25 protein-coding genes and 1 pseudogene are annotated in these 26,581 nt (G+C 71.4%); 8 read left to right on the top strand and 18 right to left on the bottom strand.

The genetic code is table 11. From position 1 onward, the window contains the following. Positions 1-139: 139 nt before the first annotated feature. Positions 140-1,264, top strand: a complete 1,125-nt coding sequence (locus ACZ55A_RS28610) for an NAD(P)/FAD-dependent oxidoreductase (protein WP_468845839.1) — start codon at positions 140-142, stop codon at positions 1,262-1,264. Positions 1,265-1,386: 122 nt separating this feature from the next. Here ACZ55A_RS28610 and ACZ55A_RS28605 read toward each other — a convergent pair whose 3' ends face one another. From ACZ55A_RS28605 to ACZ55A_RS28580, 6 genes are all read right to left on the bottom strand, one after another. Next, a complete protein-coding gene (locus ACZ55A_RS28605) occupies positions 1,387-1,698 on the bottom strand; it encodes a hypothetical protein (protein ID WP_468845836.1) in 312 nt (103 codons plus the stop codon). A 359-nt stretch (positions 1,699-2,057) separates the two neighbouring features. After that, positions 2,058-3,095, bottom strand: a complete 1,038-nt coding sequence (locus ACZ55A_RS28600) for a hypothetical protein (RefSeq protein WP_468845833.1) — start codon at positions 3,093-3,095, stop codon at positions 2,058-2,060. Further along, on the bottom strand, positions 3,092-3,949 hold the full coding sequence (locus ACZ55A_RS28595; RefSeq protein ID WP_468845830.1) for a TniQ family protein: 858 nt from the start codon (positions 3,947-3,949) through the stop codon (positions 3,092-3,094). Before ACZ55A_RS28595 ends, ACZ55A_RS28600 begins: the two co-directional genes overlap by 4 nt. Beyond that, the gene (locus ACZ55A_RS28590) at positions 3,946-5,001 is read right to left on the bottom strand and encodes a TniB family NTP-binding protein (RefSeq protein WP_468845827.1); all 1,056 of its coding nucleotides are present in this window, start codon (positions 4,999-5,001) and stop codon (positions 3,946-3,948) included. Before ACZ55A_RS28590 ends, ACZ55A_RS28595 begins: the two co-directional genes overlap by 4 nt. Further along, positions 5,001-7,043, bottom strand: coding sequence for a Mu transposase C-terminal domain-containing protein (locus ACZ55A_RS28585; protein ID WP_468845824.1), 2,043 nt, complete (start codon positions 7,041-7,043; stop codon positions 5,001-5,003). The genes ACZ55A_RS28590 and ACZ55A_RS28585 overlap by 1 nt, the downstream gene beginning before the upstream one ends. Further along, positions 7,040-7,798, bottom strand: a complete 759-nt coding sequence (locus tag ACZ55A_RS28580) for a TnsA-like heteromeric transposase endonuclease subunit (RefSeq protein ID WP_468845821.1) — start codon at positions 7,796-7,798, stop codon at positions 7,040-7,042. Before ACZ55A_RS28580 ends, ACZ55A_RS28585 begins: the two co-directional genes overlap by 4 nt. A gap of 349 nt (positions 7,799-8,147) precedes the next feature. On the opposite strand from ACZ55A_RS28580, the gene ACZ55A_RS28575 reads away from it, so the two are divergent. After that, on the top strand, positions 8,148-8,771 hold the full coding sequence (locus ACZ55A_RS28575; protein ID WP_468845818.1) for a PadR family transcriptional regulator: 624 nt from the start codon (positions 8,148-8,150) through the stop codon (positions 8,769-8,771). A 64-nt stretch (positions 8,772-8,835) separates the two neighbouring features. Here ACZ55A_RS28575 and ACZ55A_RS28570 read toward each other — a convergent pair whose 3' ends face one another. Further along, entirely contained in the window at positions 8,836-9,264 is a 429-nt protein-coding gene (locus ACZ55A_RS28570) for a type II toxin-antitoxin system Rv0910 family toxin (RefSeq protein WP_468845816.1), read from the bottom strand. Positions 9,265-9,641: 377 nt separating this feature from the next. Between ACZ55A_RS28570 and ACZ55A_RS28565 the strand changes: the two genes are divergently transcribed. The 3 genes from ACZ55A_RS28565 to ACZ55A_RS28555 all read left to right on the top strand — a co-directional run bounded on the left by ACZ55A_RS28565 (position 9,642) and on the right by ACZ55A_RS28555 (position 12,556). Then, positions 9,642-10,172: a peptidase gene (locus ACZ55A_RS28565; RefSeq protein WP_468845814.1), complete on the top strand. Its 531-nt coding sequence runs from the start codon at positions 9,642-9,644 to the stop codon at positions 10,170-10,172. 49 nt (positions 10,173-10,221) lie between these two features. Further along, on the top strand, positions 10,222-11,400 hold the full coding sequence (locus ACZ55A_RS28560; RefSeq protein WP_468845812.1) for an EamA family transporter: 1,179 nt from the start codon (positions 10,222-10,224) through the stop codon (positions 11,398-11,400). Between the two features lie 178 nt (positions 11,401-11,578). Next, positions 11,579-12,556 carry a DMT family transporter gene (locus ACZ55A_RS28555; protein WP_468845809.1) on the top strand — a complete coding sequence of 326 codons (978 nt, stop codon included), beginning with the start codon at positions 11,579-11,581 and terminating at the stop codon, positions 12,554-12,556. 56 nt (positions 12,557-12,612) lie between these two features. On the opposite strand, the gene ACZ55A_RS28550 is transcribed toward ACZ55A_RS28555, so the two are convergent. Both ACZ55A_RS28550 and ACZ55A_RS28545 read right to left on the bottom strand, forming a co-directional pair. Further along, entirely contained in the window at positions 12,613-13,275 is a 663-nt protein-coding gene (locus tag ACZ55A_RS28550; RefSeq protein WP_468845806.1) for an FMN-binding negative transcriptional regulator, read from the bottom strand. A 10-nt stretch (positions 13,276-13,285) separates the two neighbouring features. Further along, the gene (locus ACZ55A_RS28545; protein ID WP_468845803.1) at positions 13,286-13,951 is read right to left on the bottom strand and encodes a pyridoxamine 5'-phosphate oxidase family protein; all 666 of its coding nucleotides are present in this window, start codon (positions 13,949-13,951) and stop codon (positions 13,286-13,288) included. 35 nt (positions 13,952-13,986) lie between these two features. Between ACZ55A_RS28545 and ACZ55A_RS28540 the strand changes: the two genes are divergently transcribed. Next, a complete protein-coding gene (locus tag ACZ55A_RS28540; RefSeq protein ID WP_468845800.1) occupies positions 13,987-15,324 on the top strand; it encodes an aminotransferase class I/II-fold pyridoxal phosphate-dependent enzyme in 1,338 nt (445 codons plus the stop codon). Positions 15,325-15,459: 135 nt separating this feature from the next. On the opposite strand, the gene ACZ55A_RS28535 is transcribed toward ACZ55A_RS28540, so the two are convergent. The 4 genes and pseudogenes from ACZ55A_RS28535 to ACZ55A_RS28520 form a co-directional block, all read right to left on the bottom strand. Then, a complete protein-coding gene (locus tag ACZ55A_RS28535) occupies positions 15,460-15,945 on the bottom strand; it encodes a hypothetical protein (RefSeq protein WP_468845797.1) in 486 nt (161 codons plus the stop codon). Beyond that, complete coding sequence (locus ACZ55A_RS28530) at positions 15,858-16,745, bottom strand: hypothetical protein (protein ID WP_468845794.1); 888 nt, start codon at positions 16,743-16,745, stop codon at positions 15,858-15,860. The genes ACZ55A_RS28535 and ACZ55A_RS28530 overlap by 88 nt, the downstream gene beginning before the upstream one ends. Before the next feature lie 175 nt (positions 16,746-16,920). Beyond that, a pseudogene (locus ACZ55A_RS28525) lies at positions 16,921-17,124 on the bottom strand (helix-turn-helix domain-containing protein); the annotation flags it as partial. A 146-nt stretch (positions 17,125-17,270) separates the two neighbouring features. Next, the gene (locus tag ACZ55A_RS28520; RefSeq protein WP_468845791.1) at positions 17,271-18,311 is read right to left on the bottom strand and encodes a DMT family transporter; all 1,041 of its coding nucleotides are present in this window, start codon (positions 18,309-18,311) and stop codon (positions 17,271-17,273) included. Between the two features lie 75 nt (positions 18,312-18,386). Between ACZ55A_RS28520 and ACZ55A_RS28515 the strand changes: the two genes are divergently transcribed. Continuing rightward, positions 18,387-19,295 (top strand): LysR family transcriptional regulator, encoded by a 909-nt coding sequence (locus ACZ55A_RS28515; RefSeq protein ID WP_468845788.1) that lies wholly within the window; start codon positions 18,387-18,389, stop codon positions 19,293-19,295. A gap of 25 nt (positions 19,296-19,320) precedes the next feature. Here ACZ55A_RS28515 and ACZ55A_RS28510 read toward each other — a convergent pair whose 3' ends face one another. The 3 genes from ACZ55A_RS28510 to ACZ55A_RS28500 form a co-directional block, all read right to left on the bottom strand. Next, positions 19,321-20,700, bottom strand: coding sequence for a carboxyl transferase domain-containing protein (locus tag ACZ55A_RS28510; RefSeq protein ID WP_468845785.1), 1,380 nt, complete (start codon positions 20,698-20,700; stop codon positions 19,321-19,323). After that, a complete protein-coding gene (locus ACZ55A_RS28505) occupies positions 20,693-22,153 on the bottom strand; it encodes an acyl-CoA synthetase (protein WP_468845782.1) in 1,461 nt (486 codons plus the stop codon). Before ACZ55A_RS28505 ends, ACZ55A_RS28510 begins: the two co-directional genes overlap by 8 nt. Before the next feature lie 219 nt (positions 22,154-22,372). Continuing rightward, positions 22,373-22,837, bottom strand: a complete 465-nt coding sequence (locus tag ACZ55A_RS28500; protein WP_468845930.1) for a pyridoxamine 5'-phosphate oxidase family protein — start codon at positions 22,835-22,837, stop codon at positions 22,373-22,375. A gap of 188 nt (positions 22,838-23,025) precedes the next feature. Between ACZ55A_RS28500 and ACZ55A_RS28495 the strand changes: the two genes are divergently transcribed. Beyond that, the gene (locus tag ACZ55A_RS28495) at positions 23,026-23,673 is read left to right on the top strand and encodes a cysteine hydrolase family protein (protein ID WP_468845779.1); all 648 of its coding nucleotides are present in this window, start codon (positions 23,026-23,028) and stop codon (positions 23,671-23,673) included. Positions 23,674-23,709: 36 nt separating this feature from the next. Here ACZ55A_RS28495 and ACZ55A_RS28490 read toward each other — a convergent pair whose 3' ends face one another. Both ACZ55A_RS28490 and ACZ55A_RS28485 read right to left on the bottom strand, forming a co-directional pair. Next, positions 23,710-24,273, bottom strand: coding sequence for a Rieske (2Fe-2S) protein (locus tag ACZ55A_RS28490; protein ID WP_468845777.1), 564 nt, complete (start codon positions 24,271-24,273; stop codon positions 23,710-23,712). Positions 24,274-24,431: 158 nt separating this feature from the next. Next, positions 24,432-26,573: a S9 family peptidase gene (locus tag ACZ55A_RS28485; protein ID WP_468845927.1), complete on the bottom strand. Its 2,142-nt coding sequence runs from the start codon at positions 26,571-26,573 to the stop codon at positions 24,432-24,434. Positions 26,574-26,581 lie beyond the last annotated feature (8 nt).

Here is a 26,581-nt window from a genome sequence, read left to right as displayed (position 1 = left end):
TCCAACTTGAAACCGCCTGGCTGAGGTTGCAGCTGTGGACCTAGCCGGACGTCGCCGCTCAACACACGCTCATCACCGAACGGGGCGAGGGCATGCTAGGAAATGGGAGTTGGGCCGCGACCCTGGAAGGGGGGCGTTCGTGAGCGTTGGGTGCGTGCAGCGGTCTGAACGTGTTGCTGTCATCGGAGTGGGCATTCTCGGAGCCAGCGTGGGCTGGAACCTGTCCCGGCATGGAGCCGAGGTGGTCTTCATCGACGCCGGCCAGCCAGGTGAAGGGGTTACCAACTGGTCTTTCTCGTGGGTCAACGCCAGCAACAAGACCGGGCGCAGGTCGTACTTCGACCTGAACGTTGCGGGCATGGCGGCGTACCGGGAGCTTGCAGAGACCATCGGGCCGGCCTCATGGTGGCATCCCAGCGGCCACCTGCGTTGGGCTGGGGACCCCGCAGCGGAGGCGAAGCTCCTGGAAACAGCCGAGCTGCTGGCTAGTTGGGACTACAGGGTCGAGGTGTGCACGGGGGCCGAGGTGCGCCGTCGCCTCGAACCTGCTCTCACGGTGCCCGGCAAGACTCCGGTCCTGTTCTATCCCGACGAGGCATGGGTGCACGGACGGCAACTCGTCGGCCGCCTGGTCGACCGAGCCGTCGAGTCCGGTGCCGAACGCAGGTCCGGCACCGCGGTCTGCGACATCGGCATCGGCGCCGACGGGAGCATCCGGACCGTGACTCTGTCGGATGGGAGCTGTCTCGACGTCGATGCCGTCGTGAACGCGGCAGGGCCCAGCGCTTCCCGGGTCGCCGGGCTCATTGCTCGGCACTTGCCGATGCGCCGGGAACCCGGCGCCGTCACCCGGATCGACTGTGATCGGGTCCCAGTTCGCCGAGCCATGCACGCGCCCCACGTCGAGATCCGTCCTGACGGAGATGCGTCGGTGGTCCTTCACAGCCGCGAGATCGACGCACTCATCGACACCGGTGAAGAGCCAGCGGAACTTGCACGGCTGCTCCACGAATCGGCGAGGCATGTCGTTCCGGAACTCGGCAACTCCCTCATCGCGCAGACACAGGTGGCCCACCGGCCCATCCCAGCCGACGGATTCCCCTCGGTGGGTGCGGTGCCTTCAGTGCCGGGCTACTACGAGGCTGTCTCCCACAGTGGCATCACACTCGGGCCGGTGATCGGCCGGCTGCTTGCTTCGGAGATCCTCAGCGGGAAGAGGGACGAGATGCTTGCGGACTTCCGCCCGGAACGGTTCCCTCAGTGACAGCGTGCGGAGACGCCAGTTCCGAACAGGCAGATGCGTCTCCGTGCGCCCGAATCGGGATCGTGACCGGTGCCTCCCCTGATCCCTTCTGATCACGGTATTGACTTCGGGGCGACCGGGCTTCAGCAGCGGTAGTAGGGGTGGAACGGGCTCCAGCGTGTTTCGGCGTCGGCTTCATCGGGCTGGCGCGGTGGAAGCCGGTCCCGCTCCAGGCACGACTCGAAGCCGACGTGCCGGCCGGTCGTCGCCGCCCAGTACCAGCCCGGGAAGTGACGCTCACCGCGCGACCAGCGGAACGTACGTACCGGATCGACATCCTCGAACCGGCTCGTCACACAGTCCCGGAGCGGACGCCGACGACGCCCGTGTACCGCGTCCACGTACGACAACTCGATGCACGTCCCTGCCTGGTCCACCCCAGCCGGCACAGCCATCCAGCACCCCCAGCGCTTGTCCGGTCTCATTAGATCTTGCAGAGATAGGGGCGTTGACCTGCGGGGTGACAGATTGAAGTGGGATTCGTGGTGGGAGCGCAGGGTGTCATCTGCGGTCGCGACTCCGTCGCCGAGCACGTGTCTCATCGATCATGGCCGTGCCGATGTGTCCTGAGCTGGGCTGTGTCAGGACGGTGGGACGGTTGCTGTCGGGGCTCTCACTGAAGGTGGCAGTTTCCGGGTCAGGACCGGTGGCTGGGCTTGGTAAGCGAGAACGGACACCCCTCGTCGATCACTGGAACGTGAAATGTCCGCGAGAACTGAGACCGCTCCTTGGACGAGGCGACGTTCTTCCTTCGCTATTCGGTGATCTTGGCGTTGCTGGTCAGGATGTCCTCGGTGGTCTGCCAGAGCCGGGGCAGGAACCGGGTGACTTCTTCGGCCCGGTGGAGGAGGTCGCTGCTGGAGCTGATGCCGAGGTCGGCGACCGCTGCCTGGAACGCTGGAGCGAGGGAGTTGTGCAGTTGGGGAGCGTCGGTGGCCAGGATGGTGTGGCAGCGGGCGAAGGTCGCGATGATCCAGAAGACCGCCTCGCGGTAGTCGCCGGTATCGATGAGGGTCTGGCTTCCGTCGATGGCGATCGGCCGTGCGGTGGGGGTGATGTCGCTGCTGAAGAAGAACGGGGTCTTCGCCACCTGGGTAGTGGCGTCGAACGTCGCGGCGAGTTCGCGCAGATGGTGCTGGACGCGTTGTGCGGACAGGTGTGAACAGCCGAGGAGACCGAGGAGTTCGGGGTAGAGGCTGAGGTGGCCGTAGTCGGTGAGGACCTTGCGTGCGGCTGGGTAGCGCAGGCGGATGGTGGGGTTGCGCAGGGCGGCGGCGAGAAGCACGTGGCAGGTCACGCCGGTGGGGAACAGCCAGGCGGTCACCTGCTCGTGGAACGGTGCCGAGGTGTCGATCGCCGCGAGGCGGGCTTCGACCCGGTGGCGGGCATCCTGGCATCGGCGGCGAACCCAGGGCCGGGCGGCGAACTGGGGCGAGATGTGTGCGTGCAGCTTGTGCAGATGGCCGGTGGGGTCATCGATGATCGTGTCGGTGCGGAAGCTGCCGGCCAGGTGGTAGGACGCGAGGACCTCGTCGGCGGAGGCGAGCTCGGCCCAGGGCAGGTAGCTGACTTCCAGAAGGGCGCCCTGGTAGCGGAGCTTGCCTGGCTTGGCCGGCGGGTTGTCGGCGGCGGTGACGACGAAGATGTCGACGTCGGAGGAGGGTGGCAGTTCGGCATCGTCCTGCAACCCGACGGTCGAGCCGCTGAAGTAGGCGCCCCGATAGCCGGCATCAGATTGGGCATGCTGGGCGACCCAATGGACCGCGGCGGAACGTGCCAGTCCGACCTTCACAGACAAATTCCCCCTGGTGGTGAGTGCAAGACCTTCATTGTTCCAGTGTGCTGTGGCTGGTGCGATGCGATGCCGAGTCGCCGTGCCGCTTCGGTGGGCAGTTGGGGGTGGTCTCGCCAGTGCGGCGAGGCGAACAGGCTGGTGAGAATGACGGCTTCGGGATAGGTGGCCAGTTCGATCCGGGCTTCGGAGGGGCGGTGAGGGTCACCGAACGGGTCCTCGCCCAGTACGTCGAGGCGACGGTTCCAACGCTGCGGAAGCGGCGGGCTGCCGGCCTCGTTGGTGAACCACTTGATCAGGCGGTCTCGGGCATCGACGTAGGCCAGCGTGGTGGAGGGATGGATGCCGCGGCGGACGATCCGCTTGTGCTGGCGGTTGGCGCGAAGTACCTCGGGCAGCCGCGTGAGGGCATGCTGTTCGTTCCCGAGGAGCCAGCGGTGGTGCCAGGGACAGACGCCTTCATGGTGCGGAGTGCTGCGGATGACGAGACCGCGGATGTGGCGGCGGGCCATGCAGAGGCGGCAGGCCGGGCGGCGCCGCGGCTCGGTGACCTCCTCGGTGGCGGACAGCGGCAGCCGCCGGATCGGTTCGCCGATCGTGCCGAGCGGGGGCATCGCGTGTATCAGGGAGGCTGGGCTCCGGCGGGTCAGGGCGGCGAGTCGCACCAGCTCCTCAGAGGTCCAGTAGCCGACTCGGTTGTCGTCACGGCGGTGCTGACGCGACGGGCCGATCAAGGACGAAAGGTGCCCGATGGTGAGGTGGTTGGCGTCGGCGAGCCGGTTCAGGTAGGAGCCGATCGTCTCGCCGTGAACGGGCGGTGGCGTGAGCGGCAGAGCCCGCAGCCGGGTGGTCATGCGGTGCGTTTCTCGTTGCGGGCCCGGCGCCGGCGTACGCGGGGGAGATTCTGCTGCTCGGCGCTCTCGTCCAGGTCGACCCGCTCCAGCGACACCTTGGTGATTCTTTCGCTGCCGTCGAGGATGGCGTCCAGGGCGGCTTCGCGGACGAGGTGAGACAGACTGCCGATCATGCCGCCGGTGCGGTCGTGCAGGTAGCTGCTGAGCTTAAGCAGAGTGCCCGGCCGGTGGGCGTGCAGCCGCAGCGATTCCTCGAGCGTCGCGATAAGGGACTGCCAAGAACTGCGCTGGTCTGCGGTGTTGTGCCGGAAAGGGCTGGTGGGGATGAGGCTGTAGCGGCTGGCGATCTGCCCGCCGCGGCGTCCCGCGAACAGCCCCGTGCCCTCGACATCGACACCGGCCAGGACGAAGGTCGCGGGGATACGCTCGGACAGATACTTGATCTGGTCGGACGCCTCGGCTCCAACCCGTGTACCGATGTCGAGATTGTGTAGTTCGTCGATGAGCACGAGACGGCAGCCGAGGGAGCAGAGCAGGTCGCAGACCTTGTTGGTGACCTCGACCTGGCTGTAGCGGGACGGCAACGGCAGGCCGATGAACCGGGCGAACTCGATGGCCAGCATCTTCGGGGTGGCGGCCGGCGGGACGGTGACATAGACAACCGGCAGGGCCTTCGGTTGGATCTCTCCCCGGCGTCGGCCCAACTGTTCATAGTTCTTGCCCAGTTGGGTGATGCCGGTGGTCTTCCCGGTGCCTGCCGGGCCCGAGACGATCAATCCTCGGCGGGCGGAGTGCTGGTGCCGGTTGAGCAGGATGCGCTTGCGGCCGGTCGCGGCGACATGGCGGATCGTTGGGGTGGAGACGATCACCAACTGGGAGTGGTAGTCCTCCCGTGCCTGGTCATACTCCGCCCGTTCGGGCTCCGGCAGCCGCTGCAGCGACGCGGGCGGCAGGATGACGGGCGGTGCGATGGTCTCTGCGACAAAGGCGGCCCAGCCCTCCTTCGTCGTCAGCGGGTAGTCGACTTCTTCCGGCTCCAGGAAGTGCGTCATCAGCGGCTCCCATCGGTGAAGGCATCGAACACGCCGAAGGGGATGACCTTGCCCGCTGCCTCGTCTTCGTCCAACTCCGCCTCCTCGACCGCCTCCGGCGAGACCTCTGCCGCCGGGCGGCCGGGAAGTGCGGACGCGGCCCGGGTCCGGGCGGCGATCTGCCGGTCCGGGCCTGCCCCGGCCCGGGTCAGCAGGTCCTCGACCGCCGCAGCGATGGCGCCCTCGTCGGTGGCATCCGCTCCCCGCGCGGCCAGCAGCGACCGTGCATGGCGCCAGGTGAAATCGGCGAACGGGGCGGACACGGTGCCCAACCGGGTCCACGGGACGGTGATCCATCCTCCGGCCCGGGTGTCGCGTACCCAGACGTGGGAGATGTCGTAGGGGTCGTGATGGACCTCCCAGAGATTGCCCTTCACGTCGACGCCGGACGGCTGGCGCCGGTAGGGGCCCAGCCCCCGGCAGTCGTAGGTGCGGTAGTCGAGGGTGATCCCGTAGTCGTTGATCTTCCGCCACTCCACCGGCAGCAGCTCGATGTAGTCATCCCCGCTCAGGCAGACCGGCAGATGTCCCGAGCGGGAGACCAGCAGCGCATAGACGTCGTTCGGCGACAGCGCCCTGCCCGGCAGGAACAGACTGCGCAACGCGTCGTGGGGCCGGGTTTGCCAGCAGGCGATAACCCACTCCTGGAAGAGGTCGGCGAGTTCCGTGATGGTCCAGACGGCTTCGACGTCCTGGCCGCGGCGGGTGACGTTGGAGCCGACGTATCCGGCGACGTGCTGGCAGAACAGAGTGTTGATCGAGGAGAAGGTGCGCTCGACCACACTCTTGTCGGTCGGGGTGGCCGGCCGTGCGGGCTGGACCGAGACGCCCAGTGTCCGGCAGGCCGCGATGAAGGTGTCGGAGATGAAGACCTTGCCTCGGTCGACGACAATCGTGTCCGGGACGATCACCGGCTTGGCCGCAGCGTGCTCCAGTCGGGCATCGATACTCATCAGGCGGGCGTGCGGGATCAGCGAGGCTGACATGCGCAACGCGTCCGCCCAGCCGGGCCGCATCGGCTCGGGCACCAGCATCCGCGCCAGCAGCAAGGCGGCATCGACCGCCTTCGTGCCCGCCGGCCGCAGGATGGCCGCGCAGATCGTCCGCGAGGCGATATCGACCGCGATGGTCAGCTCGACTCTGCCGGTCACCCCGTCGTCCAGGACCGCCAGCACGTCCAGCGGAGTGGTATCGATCTGCACCACTTCGCCGGGCCGGGCGGCCATGGTCGCAGTGAACGGCGCCTCCGGCCGCCGGGCCTGCGACCGCCTCGTCGTCGCAGCCTCAAAAGTGTGCCGCCCCTCAGACAGAGCCTTGACCAGCCGGTAGAACGTCGCCCGTGAAGGAATGAGCACCGCCCCTTCGCCATGGCGCTCGGCCACCAACTGCTCGGCCTGCCGCATCACCCGAGTGCGGGTGCCGGTCGACTTGTTCTCCTGCGAGGCGAGCACCTCGATGAGGGCCTCCACCAGCCGCTCGTCCACTCGTCCCGTACTCGGCATGGACAGCCGCGTGGCCCGACGGTCGACCAGACCCCACACACCTTCGTCCCGCCATCGCAGCCGCATGCGGTGCAAGGTCCGCTGCGAGACCGACGTCCCCGAGGCGGTCAGCTCGGCGGCCTTCGCGACGATCCGCTCGTTGATCGTCCGCCATTTCGGATCAAACTCAGGCCGGGGCTCGGTGCCCGCGGCCGCATCCGGCGGCACCCCGGTCTCGACCTCGATCAGGTGCCGCTCGAAGAACTGCGCCTTGCGTAAAGCGGGTTCGGGAACCGTGTCCAGCTGCCCGAACGGCGGCAGACCCGGCGTGGCGGCCTGCGAGTCGAGCAGCTCGAAGTCCTCGGCGGCCATCAGATGGGTGAACATCATCAGCGACGGCGCCCCGTGGCTGTCGACCAGCCGGACCGTGGTGCCCGCCAGCCCGGCCACCGTGTGAACCTGACCGTCGAAGCGGACGCGGTCGCCAACGCGCAGCACTCCGCGCGGACTTGTCTGACTCATCGCTCCTCGCTTCGGCTCACCAGCGTGCGATCGCTCAGCGAATAGGACAGATCGGCAGCCAGGCGCCCGCACCACAGCAGGTGGAACACCACCGGCAGCACCTGGAGGGGATCGCCCACGGACGCGGCCTGGGCAACCAGCGGTCCCGGGATGGCAAAGGACGCGGTCACCGCCGCATTGAGCCCCTCCGACTCCCCGTAACGGGGGTGGCGGTAGCCGGCGAGCCAGCGCAGATTCGCCACCCGCACCGCATCGATCTCCCCGGCCAGCCGATAGGCCCAGCCCAGCTGGTCGCATGCGCGCCGCATCGCGGCGAACGCCACCGCGGACCGGGCATCGACACGGTCCGCCGGACGGCAGTCCACCACCAAGCCCGTGCCGTCCGCTGCCCGCGCAAAGAAGTCCGGCGCGTGCGACCGCCCACGGCCCGATACCTCATCGCGCCAGAACAGCCAGAACGGCTGCGAGGCGAAACCCACGACCTGCGGATCGAAATCCATCAGGATCGCGTGATCACGCTCCAGCCACGACTCGAACCCGACATGCCGACCCGTCGTCGCCGACCAGTACAGGCCCGGGAAATGCCGCTGACCTCGGTACGACGGAAAGTCCCGAACCGGCGCGACCTCCTCGAAGGCCACCTCCTCCGCGTACCCCAACGGCTTACGTACCTCGTCGCCACGCTCCAGCCAGGCCAGATCGAAATCCGAGACCTCCGGCGGAGCCCCACCCCGCAGGACCCGTACCCCACCCATGACTCGACCATCACGGATGCCGTGAGACAAGCCACATGGAACGGGACACGGTTCACCCCTGTGGGTGACCGCACCCTCGACAACAGCCACCGGACATGAGATTCGAGGCCGCCGCCACTCAGATCAGTGAGACTTCTCCAAGCTCAGCGAGACGGGACAGCGCTGTCAGTCGCGCGCCTAGGTTCGCTGAGACAGAAGCCCAAACGACTCGGTTCGTTGAGAAAACGACTCGATTGAGTGAGACGGGACAGCGGACTGAGGTAGCTCGGGGTCTTGCTTCGGCGAACAGTCCCGATATATCGTTGAAGCATCGCGACCGATCAACGAAAGAGTGTGGGAGGACATCACCATGCGTTCGCAAGGACACGAACACGGACATGAGCATCGGCATGAGCACTGTGGACCCGGGCGGCACGGTGGCCGCGACTTCGCGGGTGGCTGGGAGCGGCGGCGCTCCGCATTCGGGCCGTTCGGGCCGCCTTTCGGCGGGCCGCCCTTCGGTGGTGGCCGGGGCCGCGGCGGACCGCGCGGCCGGGCGCGGCGCGGCGAGGTGCGCGCCTCGATACTGGCCCTGCTCAAGGACCGCCCGATGCACGGCTACGAGATGATCCAGGAGATCGCCGAGCGCAGCGGTGGGGCGTGGAAGCCCAGCCCCGGCTCGGTCTATCCGACCCTGCAACTCCTCGAGGACGAGGGGCTGATCAGCAGTGCCAGTGAGGGCGGCAAGAAGCTGTTCTCGCTGACCGATGATGGGCGCGCCGAGGCCGACAGCGGCTCGGACGCCCCCTGGGAGGACGCCGGCCGCGGTGTCGACTGGGAGGCGATGAACGAGATACGCAAGGCGGGTGGCGGCCTGGTCGAGGCGTTCCGGCAGGTATGGGCCACCGGCAGCCCCGAGCAGCGGGAGAAGGCCATGGCGGTGGTCAACAAGGCCCGCAAGGAGCTGTATCTGATCCTCGCCGAGGAGGACTGAGCGGCTGGGGGCAGCCGCTCGAGGGTGTCGGCTCGGGGTGTCGGCTCGGGGGTGTCGGCCGGGGTCAGGTGACCAGGCCGGTGAGCTTGCGCAGTGACTCATTGAGCGCGGCGTTCGCCGAGTCCTTGAGCTTGCCGGCCATCAGGGAGACCGCGGCGCCGGTGAACGTCCCGTCGATCCGGACCGTTGTCGCCTCGCCGTCCGGGGTGAGGGTGTAGCGCATCCCCAGGCTGACGCCCATCGGGCCCTTGCCCTGGATGTCGAGCAGCCGGCCCGGCTCCAGTCCCTGCACGGTCCAGACGACCTCTGCGGGGAAGCCCATCAGCTTCATGTTCTCCTCGTAGGCCGCGCCCACCTCAAGCGTCTCCGGGCCGCCCTTGGGGAAGGCGGTGTGGGTGGCGTTCCACTCCCCGTACGCATCGAAGTCGGTGAGCCGGTCCCAGACCTTCTCGGCGGGCGCATCGATACGGGACTGGGCGGTGACTTCGGCCATGCGGGCACCCCTTAGGTGACGGTCCTGGCTGGTGCGGCGGAACGTAGCCGTAACGGGGTGAAGGTTCAATACCGATGGCGGGCCGGAACTGATGCGGTGTCAGGTGTGGCTGCCCGCTCGCCGACGGGGGGCGGGGGTATGCGCCGGGAGGAGGGTTCGTACGCGAGAGGGGATGGTGGGCTCATGGCCGAGGGGCAGGTCCGGGGCGGTCCGCCAACTGCCCGATATGTGCGACCTTTGCGATTTCCTCGTGTCTTCTTCGCCATATCTCCTCCGTAAGGATGAGATCGCCTACGGGCGTGCCCAACCAGCGTGGCAGGCGCAAATGCTTCCCGCCGGGGATGTTCCGGCGCTCATCGGCTGGTGGGGTGGGTGCTGTGCAAAACCGTACTGCGTACAGTGGCGGCGACGGCTCCGCCCAGGAGGACCTTGGAGCTCGGCTCACCGTCGAGCTTGCATCGGTGGTCTCCGCGGCGCGCAGGCGGGCCACCCGCGACGGTGACCCCCAGGTCGACACCGCGCATCTGCTGCACGGCCTCCTGGAATCGGACCCCGCCGTACGTGCCGCCTTCGACGGCGGGCCGCAGGTGGCGCGACTGCTCGGCTATCTCGTCCAGCGCAGCATCGGCTACGGACTTCAGTGGCACGGCACCGTCGAGGACTCCGGTGCGGTCCCCGTGGTCGGCGATGGCGGCGTCCCCGGATGGTCGCCGGCCGCGGCTGCCGCCATGGACGGGGCCCTCGACCGTGCGCACGCCCGCTATGCCACCAGGGCCGGCTGTCTGGATCTGCTTGCCGCGCTGGTGGACGACCCCGAATCCCGGGCCGTCGAAGTGCTGCAACGGGCCTCGGTCGACACCGCCCGGCTCGCCGCCCGTCTCGACGGGGAGCGCCCCGGTCAGGACTGACAGGGGTCTCGGGGGTTGCGCTACTGACGACGGCTGCCATGATGACCCGATGCACGCGTCTTCCGGGAGCCCCGCGGGTCCGTCGAGCGGCCTGGGGCAGGCAACTCCAGGGCCCCGAGCGGAGGGACGGCCGACGTCCGCCGTCGCGTCGAGCCATGGCGGCCCGGCGCGCGGACGCGGTGCCGGCCTGGGGATCGCCCTGCTCTCCGCCCTGGCCTTCGGCGGTTCGGGTGTGGCCGCGAAGCCCCTGATAGCGGCCGGTCTCGAACCGCTGTATGTCACCTGGCTGCGGGTCGTCGGCGCCGCGCTGGTGATGCTGCCGCTCGCCTGGCGCCACCGCGATCTGCCGCGCCGCCGGCCGGCCCTGCTCGCCGGCTTCGGCCTGCTCGCCGTGGCCGGTGTGCAGGCCTGCTACTTCGCCGCGCTCTCCCGTATCCCGGTCGGTGTCGCGCTGCTCATCGAATACCTGGCTCCCGCGCTCGTCCTGGGCTGGGTGCGGTTCGTCCAGAAGCGGCCGGTCACCCGCGCCGCCGCCGTCGGCGTGGTGTTGGCCGTCGGCGGTCTGGCGTGTGTCGTCGAGGTCTGGTCCGGGCTGAGTTTCGACGTCATCGGCCTTGCCCTCGCGCTTGGTGCGGCCTGCTGTCAGGTCGGCTACTTCGTGCTGTCCGACCACGGCACCGAGGGCGAGGACTCCGCCGATCCGCTCGGTGTGATCGCCTACGGGCTGCTGATCGGCGCCGTCGTCCTCACCGTGATCGCCCGCCCCTGGGGCATGGACTGGTCGGTGCTCGGCGGCAGTGCGGAGATGAACGGCGCCCAGGTGCCCGCACTTGCGCTGCTCGCCTGGATCGTGCTGATCGCCACGGTCGGTGCCTACCTCACCGGGGTGGTGTCCATCCGGCGGCTCTCTCCCCAGGTGGCGGGCGTGGTGGCCTGTCTGGAGGCGGTCATCGCGACGGTGCTGGCCTGGGTGCTGCTCGGCGAGCACCTTTCCGCGCCGCAGATCGTGGGCGGAGCGGTGGTGCTGATCGGTGCGTTCATCGCGCAGTCCGCCAAGCCGAAGGCTACGGAGACGGTCGTGGTGGCGGCGGGAGCGGGGCCGGGTGCCGCGGTGGAGAGCGGCGAGGCCGTGGACGCGGAGCTTTCCGGCGGTGCGGCGGGCCCGGGGCCGACAGGGCCACCGGGCGGCTGCGGTAATGACTTGTCCGCGGATCCGCACGCCACATAGGGTGGCGATCATGCATTCGACCGTGCTGCCCCCTCCCGCCGCGTAAGGCGGGCGGCGGCCTCCGAGGAGACCCGGGCTCGGGCAGCTTCCCGAGCCGATCGTCGCTGCCTGCACACGGGACCACGCGACCATTCCTCGGCGCACCGCGCCGTGCCGGATTTCCCGGAGCACATCTGTCATGCATGCCACTTCTTCCTCTGCCCTGCCCGTGGGCCGGGGGCTGCTGTACGTCACCTTCGCCGCAACCGCCTGGGGCACCGCGGGCGCGGCCGCCGCGCTTCTCTACAGGGGCAGCGGACTGGGCCCGGTCGCCCTCACCTTCTGGCGCACCTTCGGCGGGCTGGTCCTCCTGCTCGTCCTCCGGGCGCTGCTGCGCCGACGGACCGGCGCTCGGGCCGTCCCTGCCCCGTACGAGCCCGTCCGCCGGCGCCTCGCACGGACCGTCGTGACCGGGCTCGCCCTCGCGGTCTTCCAGGCCGCCTACTTCGCTGCCGTCGCGGCCACGGGGCTGGCCGTGGGCACCGTCGTCACCATGGGGGCGGGGCCCGTCCTCATCGCCATCGGGGCGCGCGTGACGATGGGCGAACGTCTCGGAGTGGGCGGGGTCATGGCCGTCGGCGGGGCGCTGGCCGGGCTGACCGTCCTGGTCCTCGGAGGCGACGGCGCAGCGACCGTCCGTCCCGCAGGCGTCGGCTACGCCCTGCTCTCCGCGGCCGGCTGTGCGGCGATGACGCTGACCACCCGGCGGCTGGGCAAGGGCGGCGGCAGCGACCCGTACGCCTCGACGATCGGGGCCTTCGCGGTCGGCGCGCTGTGCCTGCTGCCGCTCGCGGCCGTGGAGGGGCTGTGGCCCCAAGCACACGATCTGGGACGCAGCCTCTGGCTGATGGGCTATATCGCGGCGGTGCCGACGGCGCTGGCCTACGGGCTGTACTTCGCCGGGCTGGCCGCCGTGCGCGCCGCGACCGCGTCCGTGATCTCCCTGATCGAGCCGGTGTCCGCCGCGGTCATCGCCGTGCTCTTCCTGGGGGAGCGGCTGACGATGGCGACGGCCGTGGGAACCGGTGTGCTGCTGACGGCGGTTGCCGCGCTGGCGGTGACGGAGGCGCGCGGGGCGGTGGCGGCCACCCGCTCCGCGGCGCCGGTGGCGAGCTGAGGACGGGTGCCCGGCAGGCTGCGCCGGCCGGGCACCCGCGGGCCGGACCGGCCGTTTCAGAAGACGGGGGTTCCCGTGGAGGTGGCGGCCCGTCCCAGACGGCGCTGCTGGTGGGTGCGGGCGGCCGCGTCGCCGGGGCCGTTCCGCTCGGCGAGGCGCGCCGAGATGCGGTGCTGGACGCTCTCGCTCCGCTTGCCCCCGTACTTGAACTTGGCGCGTACCTCCCGCACTTCGAGGCGCAGGCCACGGATGCCGGACAGCAGGCGCCCGTACGGAGCCTCACCCGCGGCGACCGGTGCCGAGCCGCCCTCGGGCTGGAAGTGGCCCACCTGCCGCTGGAGCAACGCCGCCTTGGCCTCCGGGTCGTCCACGACATGGGCGGTGCAGGTCAGCTGGACCGCTGCATAGAAGCTGGTGGGGACGCCGTGCTCGGGCGGCTGGTCCTCCGTCGCCTGCCAGGGGCCGGGGATGAAGGTGTAGTCGTCCACCACGCTCAGCAGGACCGTCGGACGGTGCTCCAGCGCGCCCCAGAGGGGGTTGGGGCGGGCCAGATGTGTCACGGCCTCGCGGCGCCCGGGGTCGTAGGCGAAGTGCAGTGGCTGTACCAGCGGCGGTTCGCCGGGTGCGCCGTTGGCGGCCAGCTGCCCGAAGTCGTGGGCCGCGAGCCAGTCTTGCCATTCGGCGTCGTCGGTGGGTGCGTCCCAGGGGTGGATCAGCACAGGGGGCTCCTCAGCGGGCGGTGAGGTACGCCGGCGTCGGGGTGCCGGGTGCGAGGTCGTCGGACGGTATGGGAGTGCCGTACACCGGGGCCACGGGAAGGACGCCGCTCCAGTACGGGAGCGCGAGATCTTCCGGCTCGTCGTTGGGGCCGCCGGTACGGATCTTGGCGGAGACCTCGCGCAGGTCGAGGCGTATGACGGCGGTGGCGGCCAGCTCCTTGGCGTTGCCGGGGCGGGAGTCGGCGGCGCGCCCGGGCAGCACATGGTCGACCAGCGCGTCGAGCGCGGCCGACTTCTCCGCCTCGTCGGTGACCTGGAAGGCGGTGCCGTGCACCACGACGGAGCGGTAGTTGAGGGAGTGGTGGAAGGCGGACCTGGCCAGGACCAGGCCGTCGACATGGGTGACTGTGACGCACACCTCGAGGCCCGGGTCCGATGCCTGGCCGGCCATCCGCAGCGGGCGGGACCCCGTCGAGCCGTGCAGGTAGAGGCGGTCGCCGACCCGGCCGTAGAGCGTGGGCAGGACGACCGGGGAGCCGTCGCGGACGAAGCCCAGGTGGCAGACGTAGCCCTCGTCGAGGATGCCGTGCACCGTCTCGTGGTCGTATGCGGCGCGCTCGCGGGCGCGGGTGGGGACCGTGCGGTCGGTCGGTTCGTACGTCTCGGCTCGGGCCATTGCAATCTCCATTGCACTAGTGCATAATCGAGTTTGTGCTAGGAGAGTATCGGATCGAAGGGCGGCGCGCATCGGAGATTGCCGCCAGCGTCGAGCGAGCCATCGGTGCGGGCGAGCTCCAACCAGGCGAAGTCCTGCCCCCGCTGCGGGAGTTGGCCGTCTATCTGGAGGTGAATCCGAATACGGTCGCGGCCGCGTACCGCACGCTCCGCGACCGGGGAGTGATCGAAACCTCGGGCCGGCGCGGCAGTCGGGTACGCCCCCGCCCTGCCAGCACCGCACGCGAGGCGCTGCGGGTGGAGGTACCGCCGGGCGTCCGGGACGCCTCCGACGGCAACCCCGACCCGTCCCTGCTGCCCCCGCTGGAGCGGGCGCTGGCCGAGGCCGCGGCGCGCAGTGCGCGCCGGCCGGTGCTCTACGGCGCCCCGTCCATCGACGAAGACCTGGCGGCGCTGGCCCGCTCGGCCTTGGCCGCCGATGGCGTGACCGAGGGACCCATCGCTGTCACCAGTGGCTCGCTCGATGCCATAGAGCGGGTGCTCGCCGCGCATCTGCGGCCCGGGGACACCGTGGCGGTGGAGGACCCGGGGTGGGGCAGTCTGCTCGACCTCATCCCGGCCCTCGGGCTGCGCCCCGCGCCGGTGGGGGTGGACGACGACGGCCCGCTGCCCGAGCAGTTGGCGCGTGCCCTCCAAGGCGGCGCCCGCGCCGCCGTCATCACCGACCGGGCACAGAACCCCACGGGAGCCGCGGTCGGCCGCGCCCGCGCCGGTGAACTCCGTAGTCTCCTCGCCGAACACCCCGGCGTCCTCCTCATCGAGGACGACCACGGCCACGGCATCGTCGACCTCCCGCTCCATCCGCTCTCCGGCGTCACCGACCACTGGGCTCTGGTCCGCTCGACGGCCAAGGCCTACGGCCCGGATCTGCGCCTCGCGGTGCTCACCGGCGACGCCGTGACGGTGGACCGGGTGCGGGGGAGACAGCGGCTGGGCCCCGGCTGGGTCAGCCATCTGCTCCAGGACACGGTGGCGCATCTGTGGCGGACCGCCGCGGTGGACCCGAAGGCGGTGGCCGCAGCGTATGGACGGCGACGGGACGCGCTGATACGGGAACTGGCCGGGCGCGGAGTGGCTGCGCGGGGCCGCAGCGGGATGAACGTCTGGGTGCCCGTGCCGGACGAGACCGGCGCGGTGGCCCGGCTGCTGCACTCGGGCTGGGCGGTGGCCCCCGGCGCGCGCTTCCGGCTGCACTCCCCGCCCGGTATACGCATCACCGTCTCCGGCCTGTCCGACGACGACCTCCTCCCCGTGGCCGACGCCGTGGCCGCGGCGACGGGGGTGGGGGAGGGGGAGGCGCGACGGTACGAGTGAGCCAGGGGGCGCGCCAGGTCAGGCCGAGGGCGGGGGTCCGGTGGCCAGCCGGTGGGCAATCAGCCGGGTGGGCGTCAGCCACGAACGGCATGCCGGCGGAGGCCACATACCGGTCCGGCGGCAGGCGGACGGTCGTCAGCCTGCGCCGGTGATGAGGACCGGGCTGCCCGTCATACGCAGCGGAGTGGAGGGAGTGAGGCGATGCGTCGAACCGTCCAGCCGGGTCAGCCGGGAGGCGCCCCGGCCGGCCGGGGCGAGGGCGGATCCCCGGTCGGCCCACCGGATCGTGAGGGGCGCGCTCCGGCCCGGGCCCAGGAATCTGCACTCGCGGACAGGGGCGGGCAGCCCGGCGGCGCTGCCGTGGCCGCAGCCGCGGATACGGGCACCGGCCGGCCAGCGCTGCAACCGCTCCACCGCGAGCGCGGCCGGGGCCGGACGCTCGCCCTCGACCTGAAGGACGACGGGGATCTTCGCACCGCCCCAGTTGTAGAAGTAGGCCCGCCGGACTCCCTGGTCCAGCCCGTACAGCGCCATCAGGAAGCAGCGGACGGCGTAGTCACGGGCCGGTCCGCCGGTGGGGCGTGGCTGGTAGGCGACGTCGTAGTCGGGCCGGTGATCCACAACGTAATGCCGACACCGGCGGTGTGCAGCACCTGGTTCATGGCGGCGAGCTCACCGCTCACTGCCTCCGGAGGCTGCTCCGCGGGGCGCTGGCGGGTCTTGAGTCCAGCCACATCACACGACTGATAGCCGTGGGCCGCCGCGAAATCGCGGAGGAAGCGCAGCCCGGCTGCCTCGTTGAGGTGGCCCATGGAGGGGCAGATGACGGTGGTCTCCGGGTCGGCGCGCTTGATGATGCGTGCGGCAGGGCGTGCCATCTCCGCCATGGTCCGCACGCTGCCGGAGTAGAAGTGCCGGTCATTGACCGTGTCCCACAGTTCATAGGCGTCGAGGCGGCCTCGAAAGCGTGTGACCAGCGCTGTCACGAAGGCGTCCCAGTCCGCGAGCCGGTCGGGCTGCGCGCTGCGGGCACCGTCGGTGTAGAGGGACTTGTGCCCGTCCGGCGCCGCCCAGGAAGGGGTACCGCCGAGGGTGAACAGGCTGTCCCTGTGGGTGCGTTGGGCGGCCGTGACCAGACGGTCGAGGCCCGCCCAGCGGTAGCTGCCGCGCCGGGGCTCCAGCCCCGACCAGCGGGTGCCGCTGTCCCAGAAGCGCACACTGCCGATCCGGAAGGACGGCATGGTGCCCGTGTTGCTGTTCATGGTGACGCCGTAGACCGAGCCGGCCAGCGGGTACGGGGCCCAGGTCCAGCGGTCGCCGGGACCGCCGCCGGACGCGGTCCCGGCGGGCGGTCCGGCCGAGGAGCGCTGGCCGTCGCCGGGGGTGCGCTGCGGCCCGGCCGGGTTGAGGAGCAGCAGCATGGCCAGGCATACCGCCGCACAGGCGAGAGCGCGCGCCCCTCGGCCCCGGCGGTGGCAGCGGAGCTCCGGGCGTCCGCTCCTCCGGCGTTGCCGGGGGCTCCCGTTGCGGCGCGGGGGACGGTGCGTCCGGCGGGGGAGTGGTGGCGGCGGTCCACAGACGCAGCAGCTCGGTGAGCTCCTGAGGGGTGGCGCCGCACTCCTTCGCGAGGGCGGCGACCACGGCGTAGTCACGCGGCACACTCTCGCCCCGGCAGTAACGGTGCAGACTCGAACGGGTGGTGAAGGTCCTTCTGGCCAGCGCCGCATAGCTGACGCCCGCCCGGTTCTTCAGCTCGCACAGCAGCCAGGCAAGGGTCCGTTCCTCGTCCGCCCCGTCCACGACGCCCCCTTCGCGCACCCTCCGCACAGCCCTACAGCTTGGCACGGTGCGCGGAACCGCCGTCGAAATTCGGGGCGTTGGCCACCTGGAAGGTTGGCCACCTGGAACGGGCTCGGTGGCCTGGGGCCCTCCGGGGAGAGACGCCCTCAGTCGGTGGCCGTTGCGCGCCGGCCCGCGGACGGGCGGGGCCTGCTCTGGGTGAGGGCGGCGCCCGCCAGCACGATCAGGGCGCCGACGGGGGTGTTCCAGCTCAGCTGCTCACCCAGGAGGGCGACACCGGCGGCGGTGGCGATCACCGGGACGAAGTAGGTGACCATCTGCGCCGTGGTGGGGCCGACCTCGGCGACCAGACCGTACTGGAGGAGGAAGGCGAAGCCGGTGCCCAGTGCGCCGAGCGCGAAGACGGCCAGCAGCGGGAGCACCGGGTAGCCGGTCGGTGCGGTGGTGAACAGGGGTGTCACCACGGCGAGTTGGGCGGTGGCCAGCAGCAACTGGGTGCTGGACATGGAGAGGTGGGAGTGCGACGTGCCCGCCAGGGTGCGCCGGACGTAGATCCAGCCGATCGGGTAGCTGAGCGAGGCGCCGAGCGCCAGCGCGGTGCCGGTCAGATCCGTACCGGTGAAGCCCTGCCAGGCGCCGAGCACGGTCAGCACGCCCAGGAATCCGATGCCGAGGCCCGCGACCCGGCGCCGGGTGGGCCGGTCCTCGGAGAGTGCGACGACCGACAGCGCCATGCCCCACAGCGGGGAGGTGGCGTTGCAGATACCGGCCAGTGTGGAGGGGATGGTCAGCTCGGAGTAGGCGAAGAGGGAGAACGGCAGCGCGTTGAGGAGGAACGCGGCCACCGCCAGATGACCCCAGGTCCGGACGGAGCGGGGAAGCCGCTCGCGCTTGATCACGAGGATGGTCAGCAGCACCAGCGCACCGCACGCCACCCGGCCCAGCGTGACCTGTAGCGGTGCGAAGGCCTGGGTGCCCACCTTGATGAAGAGGAAGCTGAAGCCCCAGATCAGGGAGAGGACGGCGAAGTGGACCCGCCAGCCGAGGGCGCGGCGGCGCGTGGGTCCGCTGCCGGAACCGGGTGCGCCCGGGGCAGCCGGGCCGGTGGGCCGGTGGGGCCTGGAAGTGTGCGGCGTGGGGGAGTTGGTGGCGTCGGAGGCGGTCGGTGCGCCCGTGGCGGTGCTCATGTGCTCCACGATGCGGGGGAGAAACTTCGTAGCACAAGCGAATATTCGTGGGAGGTATCGCTTAGCATTGCTTACATGTTGAACCTTGATCGCCTACGGACGCTGAGTGCGGTCGCCCGCCATGGCTCGGTGAGCGCGGCCGCCGACGGACTGCATGTGACGACCTCGGCCGTCTCGCAGCAGATCGCCAAGCTGGAACGGGAGACCGGACAGCAGCTGCTCGCGAAGAACGGGCGCGGCGTACGGCTGACCGATGCCGGACGGCTGCTCGCCGACCACGCGGTGCGCATCCTCTCCCAGGTGGAGCTGGCCCAGGCCGAACTGGAGGCGCATCGCGGCCAGGCGGTGGGCGAGCTGCGGATGGGCGCGTTCCCCACCGCGGCGCGCGGGCTCTTCCCGCCCGCGCTGGTCGCCCTCCGCGCCGAGCACCCCCAGCTGCGCGCGGGGCTGACCGAGATGGAGCCGGATGCGGCGGTGCGCGGCGTGGTGCGCGGCGATATCGATCTGGCAGTGGTCCTCGACTGGTACAACCGGCCCCTGTCACTGCCCGACGGACTGGCGAAGGCCCCCCTCCTGGACGATCCGGCCGATGTCGCGATGCCGGCGACGCATCCGCTGGCCGGGCGGCGGTCCGTGGAGCTGGAGGAGTTCGCGGACGACGAGTGGATCTCCTGGCCGCAGGGGGAGTTCTGCAACGAATGGCTGATGTTCACCCTGCGCAGCAAGGGCATCGAGCCGCGCATCGCGCATATGGCGGAGGAGCACGGCACCCAGCTCGCCCTGATCGCGGCCGGGCTGGGCGTCGCGGTGGCTCCGCGCCTCGGCCGCGGGCCGGTACCCGAAGGGGTGAGCGTGGTGCCCGTACGCCATACGATGCGCCGCCACGTCTACGCCATCTGGCGCGCGGACGCGGACCGCAGGCCCTCGATCCGCGCCGCGGTGGAGGCGCTGCGCACGGCCGGGAGGAGCGTCGAAGGCTGCTGAACCAGGCGCGGCCTGCGGACCCCGCTCAGGCCGCCGGGACGATCGCGCGGACGATGCCCAGCTCCTGCAAGTCCTGGGGCCGGATGCGGAGTTGATCGGCGGTGTGACGGATCTCGGTGGTATCGCGTTTGAGGATGGCGGCCGCCGCCTCCGGGGCGATCACCGAGAAGTAGCTGTCCGGCGTCGCCCACAGCCGGCCCGGCGCGGCCAGCGCCAGCGCGCCGCCCGAACCGCCCTCGCCGATGAGCAGGGACGTCACGGGAACCTCGGCGGTGGCCAGCGCCGCGAAGGTATCGGCGATCGCCGCGCCGGCACCGGACCGTTCGGCCGCCGCGTCGTTCGCCGCGCCCGGGGTGTCCACCAGGGTGAGGACCGGGATGCCTAGGCGGTCCGCGAGCCGGACGATCCGGACCGCGGTGCGGAAGCCGGCCGGGCGGGTGGCCGTACCGCACTGGGCCGCGAAGGCTATCGTCCGGCCGTCGCGCCGGCCGAAGCCGCACCGTATCCCGGGGTCGACGCCGCCGCAGCGGTCGCCGCTGATCTCCTCCCGGTCGTCGAAGTACGCCCGCAGATACGCCTCCGCGCGCGGCCGCCCGGCCTCGCGGGCGCGCCGTACCGCATCCCAGCCGGACTCCGGCAGCCCTCGTGCGCCCAGCGCCTTCGGCGGCGGCGCCGGCTCGGCGTTCCGGCCGCCGGGCTCCCCCGGCGCGCCCAGCAGCCGCAGCCACCGCTGGAGCGTGGCGCGCAGCCGGTCGGGCGGGACGACGGCATCGATATGGCCGGACGCCAGCTGGCCCTCAGCGGAGTACGCGTACCGGTCGGCGTCCGGCGGGCGCACCCGCGAGCCGGCGAATCCGATCTGGGCACCCGGGAGCGCGAGGATCACATCGGCGGACGCGCCGAGCGTGGCCCAGCCGCCCCCGGTCGTCGGATCGCGCAGTACGGCGATCTGCGGCAGTCCTGCGGCACGGTTCAGCGCCGACTGCCGGGCCACCCGCTGGAGTTGGGACAGCGCCCGCATCCCCTCCTGCATCCGGCTGCCGCCGGTGGCGATCAGTGAGACCACCGGCAGCCCCCGGGCGCGGGCCTCGGTGTAGGCGGCCTCCAGCCGGTCGCCGGTGCGCTCGCCCAGCGAGCCGCCCAGATAGCGGAACTCGAAGGAGAGCACGAGCGCTTCCACACCGCCGATCACGGCCCGGGCCGTCACCACCGACTCGTCCTCGCCGGTCCGGGCGCGGGCCCGGGCCCGCGCCTCGTCATAGCCCTGCCAGCCGAGCGGCCCGTCCGGTGCGGCATCCGAGCCGAGGCCGCCCGAGGGGTCTGCGAGCTCGTGGTAGGAATCCGCGACCGCCGCGAGGGCCTGACGGGCCGTCAGTCGGGTGCAGGGCGGTGCGCCGTCAGGCATGGAGCTCTCGCTTCATGACCTTGCCCATGTCATTGCGCGGCAGCGCGTCCAGGAAGTGCACGGTGCGGGGGCGTTTGTGCGGTGCGAGCTGGAGGGCGACATGGTCGGCGAGCTCCTGGGCGGACGGCGCCGGGCCGGCCTCGGGACCGGTCTCCGGCACGATCCATGCGACGATCCGCTCGCCGAGGTCCTCGTCCGGGACGCCGGTCACCGCAGCCTCGGCGACCCCGGGGTGCGCCAGCAGCGCATTCTCGATCTCGCCCGCGCCGATCTTGTAACCGCCGCTCTTGATCAGGTCGGTGGCCTTGCGTCCGACGATCCGGTAGTTCCCGGACGCATCACGGATCGCCATATCGCCCGTACGGAACCATCCGCCGTCGAACGCGGCGGCGGTGGCGTCGGGGCGGTTGAGGTACTCGACGAAGAGGTTCGGCCCGCGGACCTGGATCTCGCCGACCGTCTCGCCGTCGTTGCCCTCGATGGGCCGGCCCGCATCGTCGACCAGCCGGACGTACACCCCCGGCAGTGGCACCCCGACCGTGCCCGCGGCATCCGGGCCGTCCGCCCGCACGCTGGTGTTCATCAGGGTCTCCGTCATGCCGTAGCGCTCGATCACCCGTCGCCCGGAGGCCGCCGCGATCCGCTCGTGATCGGTCAGCGGCAGCGCGGCCGAACCGGAGACCAGCAGCCGGGCCCGGCCCAGCGCCTTGGCCAGCACGGGATCGCGGCCGGCCTCGGTGGCCAGGCGGTGGTACATCGTCGGGACGCCGAACAGCATCGTGCCCTCCGCCGACAGCTCCCTGGCGACCGCCTCGGTGCTGAAGCGCCCGAGGTGGTGCACGCTGCCGCCGCGCCGCAGCGGGCCGAGGATGCCGAGGATCAGGCCGTGGACATGGAACAGCGGCAGGGCGTGCACCAGGACGTCGTCGGCCGTCCACTGCCAGGCGTCCTCAAGGGCGTCGAGGGTGTGCGCGATCGCGCGCCGGGGGAGGACGACGCCCTTGGGCGGACCGGTCGTGCCGGAGGTGTACACGATCAGGGCTGCTGTCTCGTCGCCCGGTTCGTACGGCAGCGGGACCGGTCCGGCCTCTCCGGGCGGTTCGGCGGCCTCGACCTCGATCCGGGGCAGTGTCGCGAGCGCGTCCGGCAGCTCGGCGCCCGGCTCGGCCAGGACGAGCGAGGGCGTGCTGTCCGCCACGATGTGCGCCAGTTCGCTCTCGCCGATCTTCGGATTGACCGGGACGGCGGCCGCGCCGGCGAGCAGCGCGGCGATCACGCCGACCGCGGTCTCCAGCGTCGGCGTCGCCCAGACCGCGATCCGGGACCCACTGGTGATCCGCTCGGCGAGCGCGCCCGCCACCGACGCCAGTTGGCGATAGCTCAGCGAGCGGTCGCCGAAGCGCAACGCGGGTGCGGGCGATGCGTCGCGCAGCGAGGGGAAGAGCACGTTCACCGGATCTCCTTCGTCCTGGTCGGAGCCCGGCCCGCAGCGGCCGGGCCGTCCGCTCCCGCACCCTGCCCGGCGCGGAACGGGCTGACCCTCACCACTCTCGCAGAGACCACTGACAACGCCATCGGCGGCGGCCGGCGCATGTGAGCGTGTTCTCCTCGCAGTGGTCGGCGCCGGGCCCGGAACCACCCCGCGCCGTCACCCCACGTGCCCGCCCCCGCCTCACCCCGGGATCTTGCGGAAGTCCCAGGACGCGACGGACTCCGGTACGAGCCGCAGCCAGGCGTGCCGGCCGTCGTGCGGCATCGCGGCCATGCCGAAGTACTTCCGCGCGAACAGCCGCTCCGGTTCGTCCAGTGCGGGACACGGCTCACCGGTGCGCGGTGCCTCGCCCACGCACTCCGCGCGTCCCGTCAGCTCGGCCCCGCGCAGCTCGCCGTACTCGTGCCCGTCGTCGACCACGACCGCGATCCGGGGGTCCTTGCGCAGCTGGGCCCACCGCTTGCTGCGGGTGATCGAGTACAGCCACAGCGCCGCCCCGTCCCAGGCGAACCACAGCGCCCCGACGTGCGGGGCGCCGTCGTCGCCGACCGTGGCGACCCGGCAGGTGCGCTGCTCGGCGAGGAACGCGTCCAGTTCGTCCTGGGTCATCATGATCCGGCGCCCGCGCCGCTGTGTGCCGTCCATCGTCATCGCCTCCGCAGCCTGCCGCTCACCCATACCTGACTGGTCGTCAGAAGAGCATGGGTGCTCTTCCTGGTGGAGGCAATGCCCGCTACCCTCGCCGTCCCGAAGGGGCGGCCGGCGAAGGGCCGGCCCCAGGGGCGTTCCGACGGAGACCGGCCGGCGGAGCGGACCGCCAGAAGGGAAGTGCCATGCCACCGGACGCCGTAAGGCTCGGCGAGCTACTGGACCCGGCCTCGACGGTGCTGCTCACCGTCGAGTGCCAGCGCGGTGTGGTCGGTCCCGACAGCGCACTGCCCGAACTCGCCGCCACGGCCCGTAAATCAGGGGCGCTGGCGAACATCGCCCGCCTGGTGGCGGCCGCCCACGACGCCGGCGTCCAGGTGCTGCACGCGGTCGCCGAACGCCGCCCCGACGGCCGGGGCGCCAGCCACAACGCCCGCCTCTTCAAGGCCGCCGAGCGGCTGCCCGTCCAGCAGATCATCGGTTCCACCGCGGTACGCATCGCCGATCCGATACCGGTGTCGGAGGGCGACCTGGTGGTGCGGCGGCTGCACGGTCTGTCGCCGATCGCCGGCACCGAGGTGGACGCGCTGCTGCGCAATGTCGGCTGCCGGACGCTCGTCGTCACCGGGGTGTCGGCGAACGTGGCGATCCCCAATGCCGTGTTCGACGCGGTCAACCTCGGCTATACGGCCGTGGTGCCCGCGGACGCCATCGCCGGGGTGCCGGCCGACTACACCCCTGCGATGGTCCGCAACACCCTCGCCCTGGTCGCCACCGTCACCACCACCGACGACGTGCTGACCACCTGGAAGCGGCCACGGCGCAGCCGCTGAAGGGACCCGTGAACGGCCCGGGGGGAGCGGGCCCCGTCAGCCCAGGGTGACCGAGCCGCCCTTGACGCTCACCTTGGCGGGCGGCAGCCCCTTGGTGGCGGGGCCGGTCTTCACGCTGCCATCGGTGATGTCGAACTTGCTGCCGTGGCACATGCAGTTGATGGTGCCGCCGGAGACCTCGCCGACCAGGCAGCCCGCATGGGTGCAGACGGCGGAGAACGCCTTGATCTCGCCGTCCTGAGGCTGGGTGACGACGACCTTCTCGGCCTTGAAGATCTTGCCGCCGCCCTTGGGGATCTCCGTGGTCTTGGCCAGCGCGGCGCCGGCGCCCCCACCGGCCTCGCCCCCGCCCGCACTCCCTCCGGAGCCGCCCGACTCCGGTGAGCCGCCCGCGTCCGCCCCCGCCGAGCCATTGCCGCCCCCTTCCGCCATGCTGCTGCCTCCACAGGCCGCGAGCGCGGCGGTCAGCCCGGCCGCTCCGACGGCCGCGACGACCGTCCGGCGGGCCGCCCCGCGCCCCTTAGGCGCCGCTCCGTCCGCCGTACTCTCCGCCGTGACCGCCTCGGTCTCCGTGCGGTCCGATGCTGCCTGTCGAGCCATGGTGTGCCTCCGGTTCCTGGTGCCTTCGGTGCGCGATGTGCTGGTCCATGGACGTTGCACAGGGCCGTACGGAAGGGCAGTTGGAGGCATTCAACGGCTTCCGTTTTTTGGCGCCGTATGCCAAAGACCGGGGGCGGACAGCCCCCGGCCGGCCGGCGTCAGTCCCCGTCGGCGCGCCCCTTCAGGGCGTTCAGCAGGAAGTCCCGCTGGAAGTGGAGCAGCTGCTCATTCACGGTTGCGTCGGACGGCGCATGGGTGGCGCCGGACAGCGGCAGCACGCTGTGCGGCCGGCCCGCGGCAAGCAGTTCGGCCGAGAAGCGCAGGGTGTGCGCGACCGCGACGTTGTCGTCGGCGAGTCCGTGGATCAGCAGCAGCGGGCGGCGCAGCAGATGGCCGTGGCCGGCCAGGGAGGAGCGCGCGTAGTTCTCCGGTTGCTCCTCCGGGTGGCCGAGGAAGCGCTCCTTCCAGTGGGTGTCGTACAGCCGTTGGTCGGTGGGCGGAGCGCCGGCGACCGCCGCATGGAAGACATCCGGGCGGTGCAGTACCGCGGCCGCCGCCAGGAACCCGCCGAACGACCACCCGCGGATCGCCACCCGCGTCAGATCCAGGTCGCCGAAGCGCGCCCCGGCCGCCTGAAGGGCGTCCACCTGGTCCTCCAGAACAGGGGTGAGCAGATCGCCGTGCAGGGCCTTCTCCCAGGCGGGACCCCGCCCCGGCGTCCCGCGGCCGTCGACGACCAGCACCGCGAAGCCCTGCTCGGCGAACCACTGCGACACACAGACGAACCAGTCGCGGGTCCGCCCCACCGTCTGGAGGCCGGCACCGGCGTACGGATCGAGCAGCACCGGCAGCCGCCCCGCCCCCTCCTGGTGCCACGACGGCAGATAGAGGGCGGCGCGCAACTGCCGTTCGCCGAGGGTGAGATGGACCGGTCGTGGGGAGAGGACCGGCTCCTCGGCGAGCGAGGCGATGACCCCATGGGGCGCGCCCCCGTCCGGCCCCACCTCCGGGTCGCGCACCACGCTCACCGCACTGCCCTGCGGTGTGCGTCCCGCAAGAACGACCGTCCCGCCCCGCGCCACGCCCGTGTACCTGCCGGGGTCCCGGCTCAGCCGGCGGAGGCCGCGGCCCGGCTCATGGCGCCACACATGGGTCTCCAAAGGGTCCTCGCTCGCCGTGAAGAGCACCGCTTCGCCCTCGACCCCCAGGACCTCGCTCAGTTGCAGCCCGCCAGGAGTGACCCGCCGGCCTCCCACGGTCAGATACCGCGTGTCGCCGTCGTCCTCCGGGAGCACCAGTGCGCCGGAAGCGGTACGGGCCGGAGTGCCGGGTACCAGCTCCACCCACGCCGGATCGGTCCGCTCGTGCCGTACCTCGGTGGCCCCGGTGGCCCGGTCGACCGTGAGCATCCGCACCGTGCGCTGGTCGCGGCTCTGTACGACGAGGAACGGGCCGTGCCCGTCCCAGCCCGCATCGACGAGGTATTCGTACGCCTTCCGGTCCCACACCACCTCGACCCGCTCGCCCTCCAGGGAGAGCAGATGGACGGTGACCTCCGCATTGGGGGTACCGGCCGCCGGATACGCGATCTCCTGTGGCGGCTTCGCCGGGTCGGCGGGGTCGCAGAGGTACCGCCGTTCCACGGGGCCGGTGTCGACCCTCGCCACCAGGAGGTGACGACTGTCCGGCGCCCACCAGTAGCCGCGCAGCCGGTGCATGGACTCAGCCGCCACATATTCCGACAGCCCGTAGGAGACCTCGGGCGCCTGCGCGCACGCCAGTTGCCGGTCGTGGCCGGCCAGGTCGGTCACATGGAGGGAGCGACGGCTCACATACGCGATGTACCGGCCGTCGGGGGACGGACGGGGGTCGACCACCGGGCCCGCCGCCGGGACGGAGAACGGGGCGCCGCCGTCCGTCCGCACCGCCCACAGCGCACCGGAGAGCGCGAACGCCACGAGCCGCACGGCGTCATCGGCCGCGTACGACACCACGCCCGCCGACCGCTCCCGGGCCCGCTCCCGGCGCAGCCGCTCCTCCTCGGGCACCGCCTCGGCCGTGGCCCCCACCAGGAGGCCAGGATCGACCAACAGCCTTTCTGCGCCGTCCTCGTACTGCCACAGCCGGCCTATGGGGTCGATGCCCGAGCCCGTACGGACGAAGAGGACCCGGCGACCGTCCGGGGAGACCGTGAAACGCCCGGGGACTCCCAGGGAGAAACGGCGGCTGTACGCGAATTGGCGGGGAAACCCAGCGGAGTTCTCGGTGGTGGGCGCGGGCGATGCGGAGTTCGTGGTGATGCTGTCCA

Source organism: Streptomyces sp. NPDC034111 (assembly GCF_055575375.1).
Note: the sequence above shows the minus strand (reverse complement) of the source record. Positions and strands in the feature narration are given on the sequence as shown.

Bases quoted from the DNA above. Each gene is read 5' to 3' on its own strand.
- ACZ55A_RS28605 (WP_468845836.1), bottom strand. From the start codon at position 1,698: ATGGCTGTGCCGGCTGGGGTGGACCAGGCAGGGACGTGCATCGAGTTG.
- ACZ55A_RS28595 (WP_468845830.1), bottom strand. From the start codon at position 3,949: ATGACCACCCGGCTGCGGGCTCTGCCGCTCACGCCACCGCCCGTTCAC.
- ACZ55A_RS28590 (WP_468845827.1), bottom strand. From the start codon at position 5,001: ATGACGCACTTCCTGGAGCCGGAAGAAGTCGACTACCCGCTGACGACG.
- ACZ55A_RS28585 (WP_468845824.1), bottom strand. From the start codon at position 7,043: ATGAGTCAGACAAGTCCGCGCGGAGTGCTGCGCGTTGGCGACCGCGTC.
- ACZ55A_RS28580 (WP_468845821.1), bottom strand. From the start codon at position 7,798: ATGGGTGGGGTACGGGTCCTGCGGGGTGGGGCTCCGCCGGAGGTCTCG.
- ACZ55A_RS28575 (WP_468845818.1), top strand. From the start codon at position 8,148: ATGCGTTCGCAAGGACACGAACACGGACATGAGCATCGGCATGAGCAC.
- ACZ55A_RS28570 (WP_468845816.1), bottom strand. From the start codon at position 9,264: ATGGCCGAAGTCACCGCCCAGTCCCGTATCGATGCGCCCGCCGAGAAG.
- ACZ55A_RS28560 (WP_468845812.1), top strand. From the start codon at position 10,222: ATGCACGCGTCTTCCGGGAGCCCCGCGGGTCCGTCGAGCGGCCTGGGG.
- ACZ55A_RS28555 (WP_468845809.1), top strand. From the start codon at position 11,579: ATGCATGCCACTTCTTCCTCTGCCCTGCCCGTGGGCCGGGGGCTGCTG.
- ACZ55A_RS28545 (WP_468845803.1), bottom strand. From the start codon at position 13,951: ATGGCCCGAGCCGAGACGTACGAACCGACCGACCGCACGGTCCCCACC.
- ACZ55A_RS28530 (WP_468845794.1), bottom strand. From the start codon at position 16,745: ATGCTGCTGCTCCTCAACCCGGCCGGGCCGCAGCGCACCCCCGGCGAC.
- ACZ55A_RS28520 (WP_468845791.1), bottom strand. From the start codon at position 18,311: ATGAGCACCGCCACGGGCGCACCGACCGCCTCCGACGCCACCAACTCC.
- ACZ55A_RS28515 (WP_468845788.1), top strand. From the start codon at position 18,387: ATGTTGAACCTTGATCGCCTACGGACGCTGAGTGCGGTCGCCCGCCAT.
- ACZ55A_RS28510 (WP_468845785.1), bottom strand. From the start codon at position 20,700: ATGCCTGACGGCGCACCGCCCTGCACCCGACTGACGGCCCGTCAGGCC.
- ACZ55A_RS28500 (WP_468845930.1), bottom strand. From the start codon at position 22,837: ATGGACGGCACACAGCGGCGCGGGCGCCGGATCATGATGACCCAGGAC.
- ACZ55A_RS28495 (WP_468845779.1), top strand. From the start codon at position 23,026: ATGCCACCGGACGCCGTAAGGCTCGGCGAGCTACTGGACCCGGCCTCG.
- ACZ55A_RS28490 (WP_468845777.1), bottom strand. From the start codon at position 24,273: ATGGCTCGACAGGCAGCATCGGACCGCACGGAGACCGAGGCGGTCACG.